This window comes from Clostridium sp. AM25-23AC, from assembly GCF_003435125.1.
Classification (GTDB): Bacteria; Bacillota; Clostridia; order Lachnospirales; family Lachnospiraceae; genus Pilosibacter; species Pilosibacter fragilis.
Window position 1 is genome coordinate 253,714 of record NZ_QWGI01000001.1, and the last position, 23,077, is coordinate 276,790.

Consider the following 23,077-nt stretch of genomic DNA (forward strand, 5'->3'; position numbering starts at 1 on the left):
ACTCCCACCGAGACAAATTTGCTGTTACTCACCACTAAAAAATGTGGAAGTCTTCTCGACTGAGATAAAAGAATCAATAAAAAAAGAAAGTGATGGATAAAAAATGCAGACGTATACTTATGTTTCCAAGGGAAAATTTGAATTAATGGAAAAACCGAAGCCGGTTCTTATAGATGAACGGGATGCCATTGTAAAGGTAACACTTGCCAGCATCTGCTCAAGTGACCTGCACATTAAACACGGAAGTGTCCCCCGCGCTGTGCCGGGTATAACTGTCGGACATGAAATGGTCGGTATCGTTGAAGATATCGGCAGCGCTGTAACGAATGTGAAGCCCGGTGACAGAGTCACGGTAAACGTGGAAACCTTCTGCGGGGAATGTTTTTTCTGCAGGCATGGTTATGTAAACAACTGCACCGATCAGAATGGCGGCTGGGCTCTCGGATGCCGGATCGATGGCGGACAGGCAGAATATGTTCGCGTGCCGTTTGCAGACCAGGGGTTAAATAAAATCCCGGATCATGTTACAGACCGTCAGGCTTTGCTGGTCGGAGATGTTCTTGCCACCGGTTTCTGGGCAGCCCGTATTTCTGAGATCAAAGAGGAGGATACGGTATTGATCATCGGAGCCGGACCTACGGGCATCTGTACGCTGCTCTGTGTCATGCTGAAGAATCCGAAACGTATCATCGTCTGTGAAAAAGACAAAGGCCGTATCCGCTTTATCCATGAGCACTATCCGGAAATCCTTACTGTATCACCCGAAGCTTGTGCAGATTATGTTCGTGCCAACAGTGACCATGGCGGAGCAGATGTCGTTCTTGAAGTCGCAGGCGCCGAATCCACGTTTCGCCTTGCATGGGAATGTGCAAGACCAAATGCGGTCGTGACGGTCGTTGCTCTTTATGACAAGGCTCAGACACTGCCGCTGCCGGATATGTACGGCAAGAACCTCACGTTCAAGACCGGCGGTGTAGACGGCTGCAATTGTGAGGAAATACTGCGGCTGATCGCAGAGGGCAGACTGAATACGGAACCGCTCATCACACATACATACCCGTTAGACAGGATCGAAGAAGCTTACACACTCTTTGAAAATAAGATGGATGGCGTGATCAAGGTAGCCATCGAGTGTTAATATGCTTCCAATCCGGTTTCCTGCACACTGTATTTAAATTGTCTTCCCGGCAACCGATTCCGTTTCTCTATAATAACACAGTCCACTGCATCCATACGGAAACAACGTTCGTTTCAGGTTCCTGATATATTCCTCTTCCGTATCCACATGCTCAAGGATATCCAGAGCTGTCTTCAGGTTCCGGATATCCTTTTCCATAAAATCCACATAATTTCCGCGCCCCACAAGCTTCAAATGGGTGATTCCGATCTTTTGCAGCCGATACAGGGCGCAGAGCCCACAGCCTGTCGCACCGCAGAGATAGCCGTCAGGATCATACATCCGTTCCTCATCATCTTCGTTCGGTTTATCTGTGCTCTGCTCATCATTCGCATCTTTCACTGTGCTCTCCGTCCGTAAAATCAGCCTCTCTGTTTCCTCATATTCTTCTTTTTTCTCTCTCTTTCCTTTAACTTTTCCTATCTTATACGGGACCCGGCACAGATGCCCCATCTCATCGCAGTGCAGGGAATTGCAGAACGCCCCCGAAAACTGACAGAGCTCGTTCAGTGCAAATGCCTCAAATTCATATACGCCCCTGCTGCCCTTTTCCCTCTCATGCCGGATCACCGACTCCATGTCTGCGAAGCTGTTCTTCCTGTGAAAGATAAGCCGACTGACATCCAAGCGGTCAAATACATCTATCATCCGGCTGTTTACCTCTGCCGTCTCCCCACTCAGATGGATCTCACAGCGGATCCCATTATTTTTCAGGTAGATCAGCAGCGCCGGATCCGCGATAATAAAGCTTGAAAATCCAAGCTTCGTACACCGGTGAATGACATCCGCGATCTCCGGGTACTGCTCCGGTGTATAATAAAGCGAATTAAATGTCAGATGTACCGGCTTCCCATATTTTCTCACCAGCGCCGCCAGAATCCTCAGCTCACTCTCCGCCCCGATCTGCACGTTGATGCCAAGAACCTCGCGGCGGTTTAGCGGCAGCACTGTCCCGTATTTTTTATTCCATTCATAAGGTACGTATCCGCAGAAAAACTCATCTGCCCCGGCCTCGACGTACCGCACATATTCATCGATGGATCCAAGTCCCGCCGTGATCTTCATTGTATTTCTCCTTAAACTCAGCTTCTCAACTTCTGAAAGTTCGCACCTGCCACATTTCGTTTGATTTTTCGCGAGTACAATTCTGACTATCTGCTATTTTTAATTGCATATTAGTTACAGCAAATTTACTACAATTCTATCAATTCTTTTCTCTTTCCAACCTTCCGTATCCTCCATTCCGGAAACTGTACTCTCATCCAGCGCAAAGAGCGAATTATACCGCCCCACCATCTTCAAATGCTTTGGATACAGAAAGACTTTCTCCCTGCAATATCCCGGACACGATTCCGGCAGTTCCTGCTTTCCACGTTCTCCATTTTTACACGCAGCATACAGTGTACAATACTGGGAGGTATTCGTCTGATAAAACGGAACGTGGATGCTGTTCTTTCCTTCCGGAAATTGCTGCCTGTATCCGCAGGACTCCCACTCGTACCGCCGGATCCCGAACGTGTCCCTCAGATATGTCCGGTAAAATTCCGCATTCAGGCTGTTCTCCCGAAAATATCCTGTCTCTCCCTGCTTGTATCCCATCCGTGGATCTTTTTTCCTTTTATTTAACAGAATCCCCATACACGGCACAAGAACTTCTTTTTCTTCCTTCCATTCCTTCCGCTCTCTCAAAAGCTCCAGCAGACCCCAGTCGTTTGCCGCGATCTCCAGAAATGTCTCCCGGTTTCTGCACCATTCTTCCAGCTCATCCAACAGTTTTTCCACCGGTTTCAGCATAAATTCCCGCAGATATGAAAATGTAACTGTCACAGCCAGACCTTCCGACTCTGCCTTTTTAAAGATCTCAAACAACTGCCGCTTTTCAGGAAACAACAGATGGCAGAAGGCATTTCCCACATAGATCCTGTCCGGAACCGGCATTCGTTTTCCCAGCTCTTTTGCCCCATTCACGTTCCAGTACCAGTCCATAAAATCGCGGAATTTCATAGATAAATACCGCTCATAAAGCTCCGGACAATCCAATTCCACAGCAACTTCGATATTCTTCCATGCCGTTTCTTTATGTCCTTTGCGTTCAAAATCTCCTGCTGCTATGCAAGTTTCCCTTATTCCCGACTGATTTTCTATTCGCTTTTCTACTGTCATTCTATCTTCAAAGTCATTCCTTTTTGATTCCGTAAAATCACCGCAGCAATAGCTTCCTGTATTCCGCTTTTCCAGCCTCACCCTGTCTTCTCCTTCACCGAACCACTCTTTTTTCTGTTCAATGAAATTCTCCGCAAACTGTTCATCCTTTTTTGCCGGATACCCGGTAAGCGCCATTGCAAGTTCCCCGTCCTCGCACTCCAACTTCAGCCGCACAAATCTATCATACCAAAGGATCAGTTTTCCAGCGCATTCCCGGTATTTCTCCTGCTCCACAAACACCGAATACTCATATACCGGAATCCCCAATCCATCTTCCACACGCACTTCCATCTCAAACGAATGAATCTCAACTTCCGTATACGGATCACTGCTTTTCTTCTCCTGATCTCCCGTCTTCATCCCGTTGAACCCATCATAAAAACAGATCCGGAATCTCTTCACTTCGCGGATCTCATCCAATGTCCGAAAACAAAATCCATGTTCCGCAAGCTCCGTGATCCGGATCTCCTGCCCGTCTGCAAATCCAGCTACCAGTCCGAATGGGATCATAAAAACTCCGTTTATTTCTCTCTTCCCTGACACTTTTCGTTCCTCAATTCAAATCTTTTTAAAGCACCATAGCTCACACCGCTCATAAATGCCAGCTTTTTATCTATTACCATTCTATCATAAATGGATGCATAAACCAATAACGTGCAGCTGTACCTTTTATATAAAAGAATTTGCCTTGGCACATTCTCCCGCCTCGCGCGGGCGCTTGCGACAATCTGCATCTTCGCGCGAGTGCGCATTTTGGGCACGTCAGTGTCTTTTTATGTAACAGGAACTTCCTATGAATTTCCTGTTACATAAAAAAGGACCGCTGCCCCACAGATCTCTCTGCAAAGGCAACGGTCCTTTTCAGCTACAGGTTATTTTCATTGATACCATACACCGCAGGCAGCTTTCACTGTCTGCCACGCTTCCTTAACCTTCGATCGCAATACGCTTAGAAGTTTCAACCTTCTTCTGCTCAACCGGTTTCGGAACGGACAGGCTTAAGATACCATTTTCAAATTTAGCCTTGATATCTTCCTGCTTTACATCTTCGCCAACATAGAAGGTTCTGCTCATTGCTCCGGAATAACGCTCCTGACGGATATAGTGACCTTTCTTATCTTCCTCATCCTTATCAAGACCCTTAGCAGCGCTGACGGTCAGATAACCATCCTTCAATTCTGCAGTGATCTCATCTTTCTTGAATCCCGGAAGATCGATGTCCAGTTCATAGGAACCTTCATTCTCCTTGATATCAGTTTTCATAACTCTCGAAGCATTCTTTCCATACAGCGGATTCTTCTTAGAAGTAAAGAAGCTGTCATCAAACGGGAACATATCATCAAATAAACTCTCTCCAAAAATACTCGGCATATACATAAATCATTCCTCCAATCAGAATATCTGAAATCTATTGTCTGGGAGATTCTGAAAATCTCCAGGACTTTTTGCATCCCTTTGATTTCTTTCTCTCTCCCTTTGTTCTGCATGTACTATAACACATATTATTAGCACTGTCAAGAGGTGAGTGCTAATTTTTTTGTGAATTAATTGTGAACTTATTTTCCTGTTCAAATATTCCTTATTTTCAAAATCCGCTGGAACAGTTAGAAACTATCTGGCATCCGATTGCCAATGCAAGACAATATCCGTAACCCCTGATATCTTAGCAGTTTAAAAAGAACTCTGATACTTTTCATCTTTGACAAACGTACCATACAGAGTTCTTTTTCTTATCTGTCTGTACTCCCAGCTTCTTATTTCTCTCACACTCCTCGTGCATAATCATGATCATACATGCATTGGTTTTCTGCAGTAGCACAATGTGATGTGCAATGGCAGGAAAATTTAAAGGACATAAATTAAGAACATCTTGAATTATTTTTCCAAACGCCTATAATATTGATATGTTATCCATTTTGATGACAAATCGTAACTGTTCAGTAGGTCTGCGCATTTACTGCGCTGACCGTAAGAAAACTTAGACTATATGGCAAAAATCCTATCGGCACAGCCGATTTGGAATGGATTTTTGCGCGTAACAGTGAGAGTAATGAACAGTTACGACAAATCTTTACTATCAACCGTAACGCCTCTGGATAGTTTATTCCATCCTCTAACAGTTACCCCCACAATCTGACAGATATTGTTTATTCCGGATATTTGTCAGCTCACAACAAGAAAGAACAAGAAAGGCAGAAGCAAATGAGTTACAGTGTATATCTTCCTAATTACTCCATCGGTGAAAATTGTTACAAGGAACTTCCATACGTCGCAAGAAACTATGGAAAAAAGGCAGTCGTGATCGGCGGTAAAACAGCCATGGAAAAAACAAAAGATGCACTCTTGGAAGGCATCAAGGGCTCCGATCTTGAGATCACGGATTTCATCTGGTACGGCGGTGATTCCAGCTACGAGAACGGCAATGCATTGATCGCGAATCCGGCTGTCCGCAACGCAGATATCATCTTTGGTGTCGGTGGAGGAAGAGCCTGCGACACCGCAAAATATGTAGCAAACGAACTTGACAAACCACTATTTACCTTCCCGACCGTTGCCAGCAACTGCGCGGCCGTGACTGCCATCTGTGTCATCTACAATGCCAACGGCACCTTCCGGGAATATTATTATCCGAAGCTTGCGGATCATACCTTCATCAATACCGCCGTGATTGCGGATTCTCCTTACGACCTCCTCTGGGCCGGAATCGGCGACGCACTCTCCAAAGAATGTGAGGCTGTTTTTTCCAGCAAAGGTAAGCACTTAAGCCATACTCCGTTAATGGGTGTCCAGCTCAGTAAAGTCTGCACACAACCGCTCCTGGATTATGGAAAAGAGGCACTCGCATCCTTAAAGGCGCACAAAGTCAGCGATGCCCTCATGCAGGTCACTCTGGATATCATCGTCTCCACCGGTATCGTTTCCAATATGACGACTCATATTCCGGATTATTACTACAATTCCTCCCTCGCGCACTGTGTCTATAACGGCTCCACGATCACGCGTCATGGTCACGAACACCTGCACGGCGAAGTCGTATCCCTCGGTGTTCTCTGCCTGCTCACCTATGAAGGCGCGAACGCTCTCCGTGATACGATCATGAAATTCAATGCCAGTATCGGTCTTCCGGTATGCTTCGATGATATCGATATCACTGAAGATGAATTTGATCTCATGGCAGATAGAATTCTCACTTCCACCGAATGGCAGTACCGCCCGCAAGATGTGACCCGTGAGAAATTTATTGCATGCATGAAAGAACAGAATAAGATCGGACAGGAATTTAAAAAACAGACTATGCTCTTATAAATGTACCGTGGAATATCTACATGCTATTCCGTCAGGAAAGTCATTAGAAGCTTTGCACAAGGCATTCATGAAGACGAACATATTTGCAGAATTTCGTAAACTCAGAGGCAAAATTAATGAAAAAGTTAGGATTAATTGGTGGAATAGGGCCAGAATCCACCATTGAATATTATCGCAGCATAGAATATGGCGTACAGAAAAAAAGTGGTCAAAATTTCTTTCCCAATATCACCATAGAAAGTCTTAATGTATTTGACGTACTCAATTTATGCAAAAATCAGGATTATGATGGGTTGACAGATTATCTTCTCAACGGTATCAATCAACTTTCTGCAGCAGGAGTACAATACGCTGCTCTAACCGGAATCACAACACATATTGTTTTTGATGCATTATCGAAAGTATCTCCTGTACCGCTTGTTAGTATGGTAGATACCGCAAGTGAATTTGCCAAAGCACACAGATATAGAAAAGTTTGCCTGTTAGGAACTCTTCCAACCATGAACGGAACCTTTTTTCAGCAATCTTTCGAATCTAAAGGTATCGAAGTCATTACACCGGATGCGGCAGAGAAAGAGTATATTGGTAGAAAAATTGAAACAGAACTGGAACTTGGAAAAGTTGTATCTGATACTCAAAACAACTTTCGAACAATTGCAGAACGAATCATTCAAGATGAGAACGTTGACACAATCATACTTGGATGCACAGAACTCCCATTGATTTTCAAAGGAATTGATTTATCAGTTCCATGCCTTAATGTGATGCAAGTTCACATTGATTCACTCATTGATTTAATTATGTCGGAATAAATACTTTCACCTATACCGCTGTTATTGTGGATTCGCCTTACGACCTCCTCGCGCGAGTGCGCATCTTTAGCACGTCAGTGCCTTTTAATGTAACAGGGAATTCTTCGGAATTTCCTGTTACATTAAAAATAGGCTTCGCCTATTCAACTCATTACAACCACCAGCGCGTTTCCCTCGAAGAAATGTACGAAAATGCAATGTCCAAGTTTCGCGAAAAGCGGGTGTTTTTCAATTCAAGAAAGCGCCACAGGCGGTCTTGCCTATGTTATCTGAATGCGCCTCAAAAAACAGTTTTTACATCTGTATTGTAATTCCAGCAAGAAAAGATTCCTCACCGGGAACAAGATCGAGATCACCGCCATGGCTTTCAATGATTTTTCGGACAGAGGAAAGTCCGATTCCATGATCATCAGATGTACCCTTTCGGGAGAGGAATGTTTTTCCCTCCTGCAAGACCAGACCGTCGTAAGTGTTTTCAATCTTCAAAAAGTACATATTGCCTCTGGTTTCGCCTGCAATGAAAACGCGGCGCACCCCTTGCTTTTGGCGGCTGCACGCCTCAACGGCATTGTCCAAAAGATTGCCCAGCACCGTACACAGTTCCACATCGGTAAGCGGCATCTGATCGGGAAGATCGAGCCGCACCTGAAATTCTGTCCCTTGTGTCTGCGCCATGCCGTAGTAGTATTCAATCAGCGCATTTACAACGGGATTTTTGCAGAACTGGGTAGGGGAGTGGCCCGATGACGCCGCAACCTGTTCCTCAACCTGTAACAGGAAGGAGCAGATCTCTGTCTGCCCATGTTCAGAGGCCATGCGGTCTATGGTACGCAGATGGTGTTTGATGTCGTGGATCAGCCTTCTGTTTTCTGCCGCTGCCTCAGAAACCTGACGGCTGTATTCGGTCTGCATAGAAAGCTGACGGATGACCTGCTTGCGTTCTTCCTGAAAAATCAGGCTGTTTCCATATCCTTCTATCACATCGCGCCAGAGGGAATAACCGATGGCTGCTGCTATGAAAAAGCTGCCCCATTCCAAAAACCAACCGCCGATAACCGGCTCATAAACCGGCAGAAGGCGATCCCATATAAAGGCGCAGGTTGCGGCTGCCGCAGCATAGAAGATCGGCCTGCTCCGTTTTTCTCCCCTGTGAATGGCAAGCACAGCGATGATAAGCAGATAGAGCGCAGATGCCGCCTTATAACAAAAGACCGATGCAGAGAAGAAACGAATAGCTCCAAGGGAGAGATGGGAAGCCATCATGCCATACAAAAACGCATATACCAGGAAGGCAGCGCCCACCCCATTACTGATGGCCGCAGGCAGGAAGCCCGGCCTGCATATCCGGTTTTGCAGAACTACGATCAGCCAGGTAACCAGATAGATACAGAACAGTTCAATCGTGTACCAGGGGAATACGGGAACAGCAGCCAGCATATGAAGCACAGGATAGGATGACAGGCCGCACATGGCAAAGCAGATCAGTCCGAACAGGAATGTATTTTTCTGTTTCATCCGGCGGCTGAAATAAAAGGACAGCAGCGCACAGACAAAGGTAACTGTACAGCCAAACAGGCAGAATGCAAACCGGATTCCTCTGGTTGTATTGACCGCCAACATCGTTCCGAAAGCAGGCGGATAGACAATCCCTCCGTAAAAGTGGTCATAGTTGCTGACCGCTATGGTGAGTGTCACCGGTTTTCCGCCATGAAAAGTGACCATGCGGTTTTGAACCAATGGTGTCCCCTGTGCAGGTTCCCCCATTTGCAGGATCAGGTCATGATCCAGATAAAGGTTGTAAGCAGAAAACACTTCCGGGATTTCCAGCGCATATGTTTCCTTCCGTTCCGGCAGAAAGAATGTCATCTGATAAGTCCCGCAGCCATAGGGAGAAGGGTTTGCAGGGCTGGAGAAATTGGTCTGCTCTCCAATGGAAAGGTAGCGCATATAATGGCTTTCATCTTGTATTTCTTCCGGGGTCAAAAGCGCGTCAGGATAAAATGCCCAGCCGGATACCAGAAAGCGCACCGGTGACTTTTGAAGTTCTTCCTCAGAAAGCGCCAGAATCCCATTTGCCGCTTGGATTGTGTTCTGGCTATATTTATTATTGAACTGATACAGGCCAAGAAAAAACAGGGATGAGCACAGGCAGACCATACATAAGGCAGCATATTTTTTTACCGCAGAAGATACCATCTTATTTTCGCCTCCTCCTTAGGAAAAACACACCGGCAGACAGAAGAACCAGACAGGCCGGAATCAAAAGGAGTATGGGCGACCGGCTATGCTCTGTGTCGGCGGCCTGTGCCAGGGAAACGGCATCCTCCTTTCCCACAATGGTGTATGCCCCTGTATGGCTGATCTGAAAGGAAGCGGCTTTCGCCGTATCGTCATAACCGGTCATGGGAATTTCCACGCCGCTTTCATCACAGAGGAACAATGTGCCGGCTGCCGAGTCATTTGGACAGGGCAGCATGACAGAAACATCCGGCAGGGAGCTGAGCGCAGTTCCATTGATGGAAAACGAAAAAGAAAAACCGCCGTCCGTATCCTTTTGGATGATGACTTCAATCTGATCTTCGTTTTGGATGCCCTCCGGCAAGGCATCTTTGGGTATGCTGATGGTGATTCCCTGTTTGGAAAAGACGGCTCTTTGCGCCCCTGTTTGCAGCATCATCAAAAAGCGCGTGCCGGAAATCCGGTCAGTGGTTTCATCGAAGAACTCTGAAAAAGCAGAGTTTTGGGAATCTGCGACTTCCTGGGGAACGGTCATAGCGCTTTGCACCGGCTCTTTCCTGTTTTCCGAAAGCTTCCAGGCAGGATCGGGTACGGTAAGCTCCGAAGCGCCGGCAATCGTCTGCACTTCAGGGGGCTGCTGTAAAGCGGTATTTTCCTCTGTATCACCGTTTGCCTGTTCCGATGGGAATTCTTCTTTATTCATGGAATCGTCTTTTCCATCCCAAGATGGCTCGGAAGGCTTGTGGGATGGTTCATGATCCGCAGGATCATTTTCTTCACTGACAGGTGGTGTTTTTTCAGAATCGTTGGAATCCACTCTGCCGCCATTTGTTACAGGCGGTTTTGGAGGCTTTGTGGAGGGCCTGTCTGCGAAATCGTCATCCTGATCGTCGGTATGTTCAGGAGGCGGCTGAATGATGGTATCGGGTGGATTTCCGCCTGCATCTCCTCCATCCCGGTCGCCTTCATGATACCCTTCAAGGACAATTTCATCTGCGTAGGTAAAGGACAGGATGCCGGTTTGCCCGCCGTCATAATCGACCTGAAGGCGGTAACTGCTGCCCGGCGTCAGCAGACGGGTGGCAATCGAGAGCATTTCCTGACCCACATAAACGCCACTTTTCAGGCGGTTCCATGAACCGTTGTTTTCGGACAGCCATACGCTGATCTCATCCAATTCCCCCGGCGGTGTGACCCAGGGAAAATGAAGGTTTCCTCTGGCGGACAGAAAGCAGTTAATGTCCGGTCTGCCCGGAGCCTGAACAGAAACAGGAATTGAGATTTCAGGGAAAGCAATTCCCTCTGCAAACGCAGTATTTGCTGGTGCGGTCAGCTTTCCAATGGCATGGTACAGTCCCACAGTGTTCAAATCAATACCGGAAAAATCCCATTCCACCACAGCGGCGTAGCTGGTTCCATTGTCCGCATAGCAATCCAGATAGTAAGGGGAAAAGGCAAACAAATTTTCCAACGCTTCGGTTTGGCTGCCCTGTTGAACTGCAAACGCATCCGTATAAGGATACCATTGCTCTATGGAGGTAATGACAGCAGGCGGCATTTCTTCCACCCGGACGGAAATCTGAAGCTCCTGCAATACAGCTTCACCAAAGGAATACCCCTCTGGCAGCTCAATCCGGCCTGCTGCGGTATATTCGCCTGGAGTGGTCTGGTCAATGGCCGAAAAATCCCATGCGACAGAAAATGTTTCCTGCCGGATTTCTTCCCCTGCTGTTACAGTGGCGCAGACGGTTTGATACTGAAGGGCCAGCTGATAAATTTCCTCCAGGTCATCATCAGACGGTGTGGTTCTAAGGGGCAGGGTAAAAGCAGGCAGGGAGAGCAGTTCACCTTCATTTTGTATTTCTGTGACAAGGACGAGGGATGCTTCTTCCGATGCTTCCGGGGTTTTGCTATCCAGTGTCCCAGGAACCTCGCTTTCTAAACTCGGCGGATTCTCCCTTCTTTCATCGGCATTGGCTGGGGTTGCAGTTTTAGCGGCAAATGCGGGGATACTGCCGGTGAAGCAGAGGAGGCAGGCCAGACAGCCCCCCAGAATACGCCTGTGCATTTGCTTCATTCTCATACGATACCCCCCATTCCAGAGAAAACATATTGACGGTAGGCTTCCCGCAGCTGTTTTCCATTGCGGAGAGCAATCGGAAGCTCCTCCCCGTTTATCAAATGGAAGGTCTGACTGTCAACCTGGCTGATATGATCCATGTTGATCAAAACGCCCCGGTAGCAGGGCAAAAAACGCTTGTCCTTCTGCAATGCGGCAGTGACCTCCTGAAAGCCTCCGCTTACCGGTATCACGCGTTCCGCCGTATGAATCCGTGTCATACGGTTTTGATAATCTATGTACAGAATCTTCTCTGTGGGAAGTTCCAGCTTTTGACGGTCAGCCATCACCGAAAGTGTCATCACTTCATAGGGCGGTTTTAGCTGGCACAGCTCCATCGCTTCTTCAAAATCTGCCTGATGGAGCGAAAGCGGCTTCAGCAGATAATAACTGGCGGACAGGCTGTACCCCATCCGGGCATAATCTTCTGTAATGGTCAGAAAAACGATCTTACAGAGCCTGTTTTTCTGGCGCAGCCTTCTGGCGGCCTCCATTCCATCCATGTTCTCCATATAGATGTCCATAAAGACAAGCTGAAAATTGACCTGGGCGGCAGCTTTCAGAAAATTCTCTCCGTCCTCAAATTCTGTCAGCGTATAGTCCAGCTGATGCTTTTTCATATAATTTTCCAGGCAGGCAGACAGATCTTCTCTGTCCTCTGCCCTGTCATCCACAATCGCAATCTGCATCGTGCCATCTCCTTTGCACAATAATCCAATAATAGTATAACATAAAACCGCAGGAAAAAACTTGCGTCTTAAACAGGAAACCTGCGTCTTAAACAAAGTCGGTTGCATTTCTCTTGACAAGATGCTACCCTAATTATACTACCAGACTTTCCGATGAGAAGGTCTGGTTTTTTTGTTTTTCTTTTCAGGAAAGGAGGCTCAGCATGAAAATCGCACTTTGTACGGAGCTGAGAAATGTGGAATGGTTTGAAAGCAGGCTGCGCTCCCTTTTTGATGGGGATGGGCAGCTTGCGATTGACGAATTGTGGAATGAGAACCAGCTTGCCCAGGCACTCCGGCGAAGCCGGTACCATGCGGTTGTCATCGCCATGACCGGAGCAAAGGGACTGGAGGCGGCCATACAGGCGAAGCGGCTGGCACCGGAGACACCGCTTGTCTGGTGGAGCGATGATAAAAACTTCGCCCTGATTGCGTATCACCTGCGTATCCCTGCGTTCCTTCCGGCAGACTGCTCCGATCAGGAGTTATATGAGGCGATAAAATCCATCACAAAATGGAGGTGTGAAAATGCGAATTGCGCTGTGCAGTTATAGCCAGAAAGAAAAAGAAACCGCTTTGCTGATGAAGCTGGGCAAAGTAGACCGATTTGATAACGGCGTATTTTGTACCTATGCCATGCAGCGGGATGGGCCTTATGATGCTGTGGTGGTCATGGAGGACGGAGCCAGGGGGATGAATTTCTGCATGAGCATACGAGGGTACAGCAAGGATGTCCCTCTCCTGTGGATCAGCGATCAGGCAGAGTTTGAACCCCAAAGCCGCAGGATGCAGACGGACACCTTTTTGGTGAAGCCTGTGACGGAATATCAGCTGCGGGAGGCGGTATCCCAGCTGCTTCAGAAAACAACGAGAAGGAACGAACAACGTGAGGAGGATGAATAAAATGATGTGGAAATGGAAACGGCCGGCCGCATTTTTACTGGCGGCGGCAATGATTTTTACGATGCCGGGCGTTCCGACATTTGCGGTGGAAGCGGGTGCGTCCGCCGTCCATACGGGCTTGTGTGAGCATCACCCGGAACATACAGAAGACTGCGGATATACGGAAGGAACCGAAGGGGCAGCCTGTGAACATGAGCATAAGGTGAATGGCGGCGAAGCCGACAGAGAAGATCCCCTGGGGGATACTGAGGATTGCTACACCCTTGTGAAGAAGTGTGTCCATGAGCATGACGAAAGCTGTTACCCTGTTTTGGAAGGCAGCGTATCAGAAAATACGGCGACCCCATCTGAAGCAGAGGAGGCCCAGCCGACCGCGTGTACCCATGAATGCAGCAAGGAAAGCGGCTGTATCAAAAAAGAATTAAGCTGCCCTCATGAACGCGGCGAGCATGACGATAGCTGCGGCTACATCCCGGCCACAGAGGGGACGCCCTGCGGGTATACCTGCGAGCAGTGCAATTCTCAGGACAGCGGGCTTGTTCCTGGCGTGTCCGAGAATGCTCCGGCGGAGTGCATCTGCGAAACCCGCTGTGAGAAAGAGGCGGTCAATTCCGACTGTCCGGTCTGCTCTGCGGAAGATGCAGACCTGACAGCCTGCAAAGGCACAGCGGAAGCCGCCTGCATCTGTGAGAAATTATGCGGCGCTGATGCTGTGAACCCTGACTGCACCGTCTGCTCTGCTAAGGGTGCAGACCTCTCCGCCTGCCTTGGAAAAGAGGAGGCGGTGCTGGCTGCGTTTGCGCTGCCGCAGGCCGATCATACCCACTGCGTCTGCGGCGGGAATGGAGATGTCAACGGGCACGAACATGACACTGCTGGCACAGAGTGGACAGAATGGACAAAAACCGATTCCCTGCCTAATTCTGCTGGCAACTATTATCTGACGCAGTCTGTGTCGGGGAGCTGGACTGTGCCAACGGGCGAGGTCAACCTCTGCCTGAACGGGCAGACGATCAACGACAAAATCACCGTCGGCAGCGGCGCGACGCTGACGCTGACCGACTGCACCGACAGCGGCAGGGTTCAAGGCGAAGTGACCGTCAATGGCGGCAAATTGGAGCTGTACAGCGGCACGATCACCGGCGGCGTGCAGGTCGGTAAAAAGGGCGGCACCTATCAGACCGGCTCGTCCTTTACCATGTATGGTGGAGCGATTACCGGTAATGAAGACTACGGCGGTGTGTTCCTTGTCGGCACGATGAATCATATCGCCCCGCCGAGCTTCACCATGCATGGCGGAACCATTTCCGATAACACCGCGGGTGCGTCCGACGGCGGTGGCGGCGGCGTATATGTGGGTGAGAAGTGCAGCTTCACCATGGACGGCGGCACCATCACCGGCAACACGGCAACCGCCGGCAACGGCGGCGGCATCTATATCCACTTTAACGCCGGCAATGTTTCGATCTCCAACGCCACGATCACCGGCAACAAGGCGACCGCCACGGGGAATACAAGTTATGGCCACGGGGGCGGCATTTATTCGGAGAGAGGGGTAACCGTCAAGGGTGTGACGATCACCGGAAACAACAGCACCTTCGAGGGCGGCGGCATCTATGGAAAGGGCGCTATTACCCTCACCGATGCTACCGTTACCGACAACAATCGATATGACGTTTACTACGGTGGAAAGGAAAGCAACACTCCTGAGCTCACTATTTCCGGCTTGGTGAAGGCCGGTTATTACGCCAATGATGCGTGGAAGCTGCCCATTCTTGTATCAGGCGCATTGAGTGAGGATTCGGTCATCCGTGTGGGCGTGCGTGAAGGCATAAAGCCCGGTTACGGCAAATCACTGGCCATCGCCGAACCGGCAAGCGGCGTGACGCTCAGCGCCGAGAACTTCAAGGCGGACGCCGCCGACAGCGTGACCAGCCTGGGCAAGGACGGCAAGGTCTATCTCTCCCTCTGCGAACATGAAATGGACGATACCGGCTACACCTGCAAAAAGTGCCATACGCAGTTCGATGCACGTATAGGCGAGAGCGCCTATTATCAGACGCTTGCAGAGGCGTTTCAGAATGCGTGGGGTGGCAGCACGATAACACTGATGCGGGATGTGAACCTTAATAAAAGTTGCTCCGCCTCCGATATTATAACGCTGGATCTGCATGGAAAGACGATCACCAGCGGGGATAAGTTCTTCAATGTCAACAACAAACTGACAGTCAAGGATTCCAGCGAGGGCGGCGGAACGCAGGCGCTCAATGTCAAGTTCCGCGTTTCCTCCAACGGAACGCTGGCGGTCGACAACTCCTACACCAGCGAGATTTCGCGCGTGGAGCTGCAGGCCGGCGGCGCGCTGGAAGCTTACACCGGTACGATTCAGGAACTGCTCCTGGGAAATGGTAATGGAACCGGTTATAGCGTGAAGCTGTGGAAGGGCAACACAAGTGCCTGCATCATCGGCAAGATCACGGACAGCACGACGAGCAAGGGCCTCACCGTTAAAGACCTGCTGAAAACCAACCATGCAAAGTGTGAATTGTACGGCGAAAAGGACGGTGCATGGAGCATCGTTCCCAAGACGAAAAAAATCTCCGAACTGACCGGCTATACAGCGTACAAGGTGCAGTTCGCAGAGTGCGTCCATCAGTGTGACAATGATACGGTAGAAAAGCCTGTGTGCTCCAAATGCGGCAAGGTGCTGGTCGTTAAGATAACAGCCACTGCTTCCGATGACAAAATAAAAACGGCCTGGTTCCCGGTGGACAGCGCCATCGAAAACGGGGACGGCTATGTAGAGGCCATCCAGACCTTGAACGGCTGGAGCGCCGAAGGGTACACTGATGCGACCCTGATGCCGCTCTGTGATGCACACAATGGCACCGGCGGTATCGGCATTGCTAATGTCACCCTGACCGGAAAGCTTGCTGTGGACGGCGGAAAGCATCGCATCCATTCGACGACCATCGCCTCCGGTGCAGATGTGACCTTCAAAACCGGTCAATTCTATCATATCACCGTCAACGGCAAGGCGTCTTTCGTGGGCGGCACCTACCTGGGCAGCGTGACTGCTTCCTCCGGCGCAGAGGCGGTCTTCAGCGGCGGTGCGTATCAATACCTGTATGTCAAGGACGGCGGTACGGCAGTGGTGAAGAACTCAGCTGAGTTTGGTGAAGATGTTGAGGTGACTAAAGGTACGCTGACTGTGGAAGGCGGCAGCTTTAAAGCTGCGGTTGTCGTCGAGGGCGACGGAACAATGAATGTGAACGGCGGCAGCTTTACCGGAACCGGGATTGATAAAGTGAAATATGACAACGGTGCGAATGGGACGGTCTCCGGCGGCTCCTTTGCCGAACTTTACTTATATGGGAGCGGCACAGCTTGGCTTGCCGGAGGCAGCTTCACTAAGCTGAGCACAGCCTCTTCCGACGTGCTCAGCAGCTTGCTGGCGGACGGTGCGGCTTACTACGATCAGAGCGGTAACGCCATATCGAACAGCGGAGTTTCAGAACTTAACAATGTGACTGTGAAGACCCATACCCACACTGTGGATGAGCAAACCGGCATTTGCAGTGTCTGCCAGAAGCAGATGGCGGCCTCCCTGACTGCCGGCAATGAAACAAGCTGGTATTTGACCCTTGACGCGGCCATCGAGGCGGCCAATGAGGGAACCGGTGAAAAGACGCTCAAGCTGTATCAGGATGTTAGGACAAATGTTCCGTCCTATGAATTGACCCATGGGCCGGTAGCGCTTGATGTGAATGGCAAAACGGCCTCTGGTATGATAATCACTGTAAAAGACATCCAGCTGACGGTCACCGGCACAGGTACGATCTGGGGTGTGACGGCCAGTGGCAGCAGCGCTGTGGTGAAAAATTCCACGGTCAAGATTAACTATATCACTGCCGAGAACGGCGGCAGACTGGAGCTGGGCGGCGGCTCATACATGGGTCTGACCGTAAAAAACGATGGCAGCAGCGCCAGTCTGAGCGGCGGCACATATAAAAAGATTGAATGGGGTAAATTTTATGTTCCGGCGAATGAATATCTGGCGGATGGATATGGCTATAAAACAAGCGACGGCACATGGGAGGATGGCACTGCCAGCGTAGACAATGTAACTGTCACGCCAGCGCCCATCAAAAGCACAAAGGTCTATCCGAACAGAGAGACGGGCTACTCCGGCAGTACCTTCGACGCAAAGGACAGCACCTCTGTGACGCTGACAGTGTCGGTCACATCCGAGGAGAGTGCAGGCCTGACCTATATCTGGTGCAGATCCATCAATGATGAGTGGCGTTGGCTTACGAATTCTTCTATTACGCAAGACTTGACTGAGAAATATACCGGTGCCGACAGCAAGACGCTCTCCATTACCGAATTGCCCGCAGGCCAGACATTTTCGTATAAAGTCCAGATTGCAACGGGCGACGGCTATAAGTGCTACAGCGAGCCGTTCACCGTGACCCGGCATCAGCATAGCTGGACGTACACGGCAAGCGGCGCGACCATCACTGCGAAGTGTAAGGAAGATGGCTGCTATCTGGCCGATAAGCTCGGCGGGACCTTCACGATTTCCGCGCCCGCTGCGAATACGCTGACCTATGACGGCAACGCCAAGGAAGCGACAGCAAAGCTTGACGCGGCCAGCGGCGTTACCAGTCTGCCCACCGTGGGCGACATCACCTACGCGCAGAATGGCGCGGCGCTGTCCTCCGCACCCGTCAACGCGGGCGAGTACACCGCCAGCATCACGGTGGGCGAGGGTGAAAATGCTGCCACCGCCAGCGTGAAGTATACCATTGCCCAGGCCGAGCTGACCATCGACAGTGTGACAGTTGCGTCCAAGACTTACAACGGCAGTGCTGACGCTGAGATCACTAATGTGACCTTCACTGGCTTGAAAAATAGCGAAGCGTTGACCAAAGGTACGGACTATGAGGTCAGCGGGACGTTCAACAGCGCCAATGTCAACGAGGCGAACAAAGTCACTGGTACTGTTACGCTGAAGGACACTTCCAAAGTGAAGAACTATAAGTTGCCCATTACGACCTATGACGTATCAGCAACCATCGCGCAGGCTGCCACTCCCGCAGCTCCCACCGGTCTGACCGGCGTGAAGGATCAGCTGCTCTCCACCGTGTCCTTGGCCGCTCACCCCGGCTGGAGCTGGGCGGACGGTGCTGTCTCAATGAGCACCGCTGGTTCTCAGAACTTCAATGCGAACTATCACGATAGCAACGGCAACTATGCCAATGGCACCAATGTGGCTGTGAACGTTAATGTGGTGAACAAGGCTGACACCGGCGTGACCATCACCGGCCTGCCCGGAACCGTAAGCTACGGTCAGAAGTTCACCCTGGCGGCATCGCAGACCGGTGACACGACCGGCGCGAACAAAAAGTGGACTTGGGATTACGACCGAGGATACTTCAAGCTGGTAGGACCCAATGCAAATACCGAAACAATCACGCTTCAGGCTATCAAGGCCGGTACGCCCACCAAGGGTATCACCGCGACCTACGAGAGCGGCACCCATAAGGGCAGCGCGACCGTGAACGCCGTCGTGGAGAAAAAGGAAGTCACCGTCACCGCCGGCAGCTACAAGGTGAGCAAGACCTATGACGGCACGACCAACGCAGGCACCGCCACCGGCGAATTGAACGTCACCGGCATCCTCTCCGCCGACAGCGGCGTGACGGTCAAGGTTACGCCCGTTGCCTACACCAGCGCCAATGTGGGCGGCCAGACCAGCATGAATGTCAGCATTGCGCTGGACGGCACCGGAAAGGATAACTACAAGATCAAGAACGGTGCAACTACTGTTTCTGTTCCCTGTGAGGTCACCAAGGCAATGCTGACCGTGGAAGGGACCGGCACTGCTTCCGGTACTTACGGAGACAAGCTGAGCGGGCTCACCGTCTCCGGCCTGACCGCGAAGCGGAACGGCACGGTGGTACCGGGTACATGGCGTCTCACCGGCGACACGGTCCCCAACGTGGGCGACAAGGGAACATACACCGCGACCTTTACCCCAGAAAGCGGTGCGGACAACTATGAGGCGCTGACGAAGGATGGGGTCACACTGAATATCACCAAGGCAACTTACGGCAACATGTCCGTCTCCGGCTCCGCCAAGTACGGCACGACCGGTTCCGTGGATCTGATCCGCTATCTGGCCGCGGGCGGCAGTTTTGGAACAATCACCACAGCAGATAGCGAAAAAGTCCTCAGCGGCGATCCCGTCATGGAGGGCAACTCCCTGAAGTTCACCTTTGTGAACGACGCGAGCAAGGCCAATAAAATGGCCACCATCACAGTTCCTGTAACCGGCGCGACCAACTATGAGAGCTATACAATCATCGTAACGGTTACCGTGAACGACAAGACTACCCCTGTGGTCACCGCTCCTACGGCCAAGACCAGACTGGTCTACAACGGCGCAGATCAGGTGCTGATTGATGCTGGCTCTGCCACTGGTGGTACCTTGCAGTACAGCCTGGCCTCTGGCAGCGGCTACAGCACGGAGCTTCCCAAGGTCAAGAACGCCGGTACTTACACTGTGTACTACAAGGTCATCGGCAACGATGGCTATGCGGATGTACCGGAGAACAGCGTCAGCGTCTCCGTCGCAAAGCGCGCGATCAGCGTCAAGGCAGACAACAAGAGCATGACCGCGAACGGAACACTCCCCACCTTCACCGTGACCTACGGCAACTTTGCCTCCGGTGACAGCGAAGCTACTGTGATCGAAACGAAAGCAACTGCTTTCTGCACGGCGGACGGCACAAGCACCGGCTCTTTCCCCATCACTGTGAGTGGGACGACTGCACTGAAATCCGGCATGGATACCAATTATGAAGTCGGAACACCTGAAAGCGGTACCCTGACCGTCAACCCTCGCTCCTCCAGTGGTGGCGGCGGCTCCAGCAGCTCCGGCGGCGGTTCTTCCTCCGGTGGTTCGGGCAGCAGTGGAGGTTCCTCCTCCGGCGATTCTGACGATTCCGACAACAATGATAACACCAACCAGCCGGAGGACAAGCCTCAAGCCCCTGTCACCGGTGAAACCAAACCCATACAGCCGGATAAAAACGGCAATGCGGCAGTGGACAACAGCTCTGTCCAGTCCGCCATCGACAAGGCCAAACAGGATGCGAAAAAGAACGGCACCACAGAGAACGGGATTGCCGTTACCGTTCCCATCACCTCGGCGGCAGGCCAGACCTCTTTTAACGTGACCATCAAGGCACAGACATTGGATCTGATGGTTAAAGAAAACGTCCGGCAGTTTACCGTTGCAACAGATCATCTGGTTTCGGTTAATATCGGGCTGGACACTCTGAAGCAGCTGGATAGCGTCTCCGCTGGTGGGGACATCATTCTCCGGGCAGATAAGGTGGATGCCCTGCGCTCCACCGAGGCCAAAGCCGCTATCGGCACAAGACCGGCCTACGATCTGTCGCTGGTGTATCTCTCCGGCGGCAAAGAAACACCGATTGCCAACTTAAATGGTCACACTATATCGGTGCGTTTGCCCTACACACCGGCAAAGGGTGAGCAGACAGGTAATCTCTATGCAGTCTATGTGGACGACGCGGGAAAGGTGGAATGGATCACCAAATCCAGCTACGATGCCAGCCAGAAAGCGGTTGTCTTTGAAACCGGTCATTTCAGCATCTACGGCATCGGCTACAAGAACCCTGCCCCGGCTTTCACCGACATTACCGGCCATTGGGCTGCGGACAACATCCTCTTTGTTGCCAGCCGAGGACTGCTCTCCGGCACAAGTGACACTACCTTTAGTCCGGGCATCGGCATGACCAGAGGAATGTTCGTCACCGCCCTGGGGCGGCTGGCAGGCATCAACCCGGACAGCTACAAGACCGGGAAATTCACCGATGTGAAAGCCGACGCTTACTATGCGCCTTATGTCAACTGGGCGGCGCAGACCGGCATTGTGGAGGGCGTTACTGCCATCACCTTTGCGCCGGATACCAACATCAACCGGGAACAGATGGCAGTCATCATGGCAAATTACGCCAAAAAGCTGGGCTGCGACCTTCCGAAAACCCTCCAGGCTGTGACTTTTGCGGACAACGCACAGATCAGTAGCTGGGCGAAGGATGCGGTTAAGGTCATGCAGCAGGCGGGCATCCTGGCCGGGAAGAATGGAAATAAGTTTGACCCCAAGGGAACCGCTACCCGCGCCGAGGTTGCCACCGTACTGCGGCGGTTTGTGGAGATCGTCATTGACTCGCAGACCGCAAACGGCTGGCAGCAGAATGACAGCGGCCAGTGGAGCTATTACAGAAATGGGAAGCCAGTGAAGGGCTGGCTCTCCGACGACCAGAAGTGGTACTGGCTGGTCAAGGCTACCGGAATGATGTTTGCCGGCGGCTGGAAGCAGATTGACGGAAAGTGGTACTACTTCTACCCAGACGGGACGATGGCGGTGAATACCACCATTGACGGATATACCATCGGCTCGGATGGCGCAAGAAAGTAATCTACAATAAAAAACAATTTGCCCGTATATCAGCGGACAAAGATAAACGCGGTCGGGTATCAAGAAACCCCACCGCGTTTATTTTTTCTCTTGTTTTTCTCTGGTGTCCAGCATTTTATCATAAAATCGGCAGAATCCCCCCCATCCCTCTTAGGTGGCGGGATGAATACCGCTATAATGATACATAGACAGATGTAAAATGGTAAGCAATTACAATTCTTTCCATTCCCTTTTGTGAAATCATGTGCTATAATTGATGCAGAACGTATGTTCTGTTTCGATTAGGAAAGGAGGACCTGTTTTGTATTTGACCGTATGCCAGCAGCTAAAGCATCTGTCCAAAGATGAATTCCTCATTCTACGGGAATTATGCCGCACAGCAAAAAACCTGACCAACCAGGCCATCTACCAGATACGGCAGCATTACTTTGAACATAGCCAGTATCTCCCATATGAGAAAAACTACGCCATCTTAAAGACTTCCGAAAACTATCGGCTGCTGAATTCCAACATGGCCCAACAGATCCTTAAGGAAGTGGACGAAGCTTTTAAGTCTTTCTTCAGCCTGTTGAAACTGGCAAAGCAGGGGAAGTATCCATTTTCATCCTTTTCTCTGACATAGCGGATTGAGCTGCCAAACGAGAAAACAATTTGTTGTCTTTTTTAGACACTCTCCGTCACCTCACACAATATTATTTTACGATTTGCCAATATTATGTGAAATGATTGCAGAGTAGCTTTTTTATAGCTACTATCCGTTCCTTATTTTGGCATAAAGAGGGAGCTGATGCTATACAAAGAAAATAGCCTGCCTGCTTTCGGCAGGCGTTCTTAAGTGGAGAGGTTTCTCTCCGTTGTAGAACGGTATACGGAAATTTCTGAATTGACTCCATGTATCTTGCATGAGTTTGTCGAGAAGATCGTTGTCCATGCTGCCAGCGATCCGAAGGGCAAGAACCGCACCCAGGAAATTGACATCTACTATAAGGAATCGGAGCCCTGGAAGTATCCAAAGTCACTTCATCAAGGCGAGAATGAGACGTCGCAGAACGTCCGGGGGACGTTCGCCTGCGACGA

At 50.4% G+C, this 23,077-nt stretch carries 14 protein-coding genes; 8 read left to right on the forward strand and 6 right to left on the reverse strand.

Annotation, left to right across the window (positions count from 1 at the left end; all coding sequences use genetic code 11):
* Positions 1-103 precede the first annotated feature (103 nt).
* Positions 104-1,138, forward strand: coding sequence for an alcohol dehydrogenase (locus DW677_RS01140; RefSeq protein ID WP_117566326.1), 1,035 nt, complete (start codon positions 104-106; stop codon positions 1,136-1,138).
* A gap of 33 nt (positions 1,139-1,171) precedes the next feature.
* On the opposite strand, the gene DW677_RS01145 is transcribed toward DW677_RS01140, so the two are convergent.
* The 3 genes from DW677_RS01145 to DW677_RS01160 all read right to left on the reverse strand — a co-directional run bounded on the left by DW677_RS01145 (position 1,172) and on the right by DW677_RS01160 (position 4,759).
* Positions 1,172-2,242 carry a U32 family peptidase gene (locus DW677_RS01145; RefSeq protein ID WP_117566327.1) on the reverse strand — a complete coding sequence of 357 codons (1,071 nt, stop codon included), beginning with the start codon at positions 2,240-2,242 and terminating at the stop codon, positions 1,172-1,174.
* 114 nt (positions 2,243-2,356) lie between these two features.
* Positions 2,357-3,892: a hypothetical protein gene (locus DW677_RS01150; RefSeq protein ID WP_117566328.1), complete on the reverse strand. Its 1,536-nt coding sequence runs from the start codon at positions 3,890-3,892 to the stop codon at positions 2,357-2,359.
* Positions 3,893-4,309: 417 nt separating this feature from the next.
* The gene (locus tag DW677_RS01160; RefSeq protein ID WP_117553222.1) at positions 4,310-4,759 is read right to left on the reverse strand and encodes an Hsp20/alpha crystallin family protein; all 450 of its coding nucleotides are present in this window, start codon (positions 4,757-4,759) and stop codon (positions 4,310-4,312) included.
* An 825-nt stretch (positions 4,760-5,584) separates the two neighbouring features.
* Here DW677_RS01160 and DW677_RS01165 point away from each other — a divergent pair.
* Both DW677_RS01165 and DW677_RS01170 read left to right on the forward strand, forming a co-directional pair.
* The gene (locus tag DW677_RS01165) at positions 5,585-6,688 is read left to right on the forward strand and encodes an iron-containing alcohol dehydrogenase family protein (RefSeq protein ID WP_117566330.1); all 1,104 of its coding nucleotides are present in this window, start codon (positions 5,585-5,587) and stop codon (positions 6,686-6,688) included.
* Positions 6,689-6,804: 116 nt separating this feature from the next.
* Positions 6,805-7,500, forward strand: coding sequence for an amino acid racemase (locus tag DW677_RS01170; protein WP_117471276.1), 696 nt, complete (start codon positions 6,805-6,807; stop codon positions 7,498-7,500).
* A 294-nt stretch (positions 7,501-7,794) separates the two neighbouring features.
* Here DW677_RS01170 and DW677_RS01175 read toward each other — a convergent pair whose 3' ends face one another.
* The 3 genes from DW677_RS01175 to DW677_RS01185 are packed head-to-tail and all read right to left on the reverse strand — an operon-like array spanning position 7,795 to position 12,546.
* Positions 7,795-9,696, reverse strand: a complete 1,902-nt coding sequence (locus tag DW677_RS01175) for an ATP-binding protein (protein WP_117566331.1) — start codon at positions 9,694-9,696, stop codon at positions 7,795-7,797.
* Between the two features lies 1 nt (position 9,697).
* Positions 9,698-11,821: a hypothetical protein gene (locus DW677_RS01180; protein ID WP_117566332.1), complete on the reverse strand. Its 2,124-nt coding sequence runs from the start codon at positions 11,819-11,821 to the stop codon at positions 9,698-9,700.
* Positions 11,818-12,546: a LytTR family DNA-binding domain-containing protein gene (locus DW677_RS01185; RefSeq protein ID WP_165860023.1), complete on the reverse strand. Its 729-nt coding sequence runs from the start codon at positions 12,544-12,546 to the stop codon at positions 11,818-11,820. Before DW677_RS01185 ends, DW677_RS01180 begins: the two co-directional genes overlap by 4 nt.
* A 203-nt stretch (positions 12,547-12,749) precedes the next feature.
* Between DW677_RS01185 and DW677_RS01190 the strand changes: the two genes are divergently transcribed.
* The 5 genes from DW677_RS01190 to DW677_RS01210 form a co-directional block, all read left to right on the forward strand.
* The gene (locus DW677_RS01190; protein ID WP_117566334.1) at positions 12,750-13,139 is read left to right on the forward strand and encodes a response regulator transcription factor; all 390 of its coding nucleotides are present in this window, start codon (positions 12,750-12,752) and stop codon (positions 13,137-13,139) included.
* Positions 13,114-13,488 carry a hypothetical protein gene (locus DW677_RS01195; RefSeq protein WP_117566335.1) on the forward strand — a complete coding sequence of 125 codons (375 nt, stop codon included), beginning with the start codon at positions 13,114-13,116 and terminating at the stop codon, positions 13,486-13,488. Before DW677_RS01190 ends, DW677_RS01195 begins: the two co-directional genes overlap by 26 nt.
* 1 nt (position 13,489) lies before the next feature.
* The gene (locus DW677_RS18605) at positions 13,490-22,000 is read left to right on the forward strand and encodes an S-layer homology domain-containing protein (RefSeq protein WP_181968277.1); all 8,511 of its coding nucleotides are present in this window, start codon (positions 13,490-13,492) and stop codon (positions 21,998-22,000) included.
* Positions 22,001-22,301: 301 nt separating this feature from the next.
* Positions 22,302-22,622, forward strand: a complete 321-nt coding sequence (locus DW677_RS01205; protein WP_347473008.1) for a hypothetical protein — start codon at positions 22,302-22,304, stop codon at positions 22,620-22,622.
* Between the two features lie 213 nt (positions 22,623-22,835).
* Positions 22,836-23,077 (forward strand): DUF4368 domain-containing protein (locus DW677_RS01210; protein WP_117566345.1); only part of this gene is annotated, 242 nt, incomplete at its 3' end.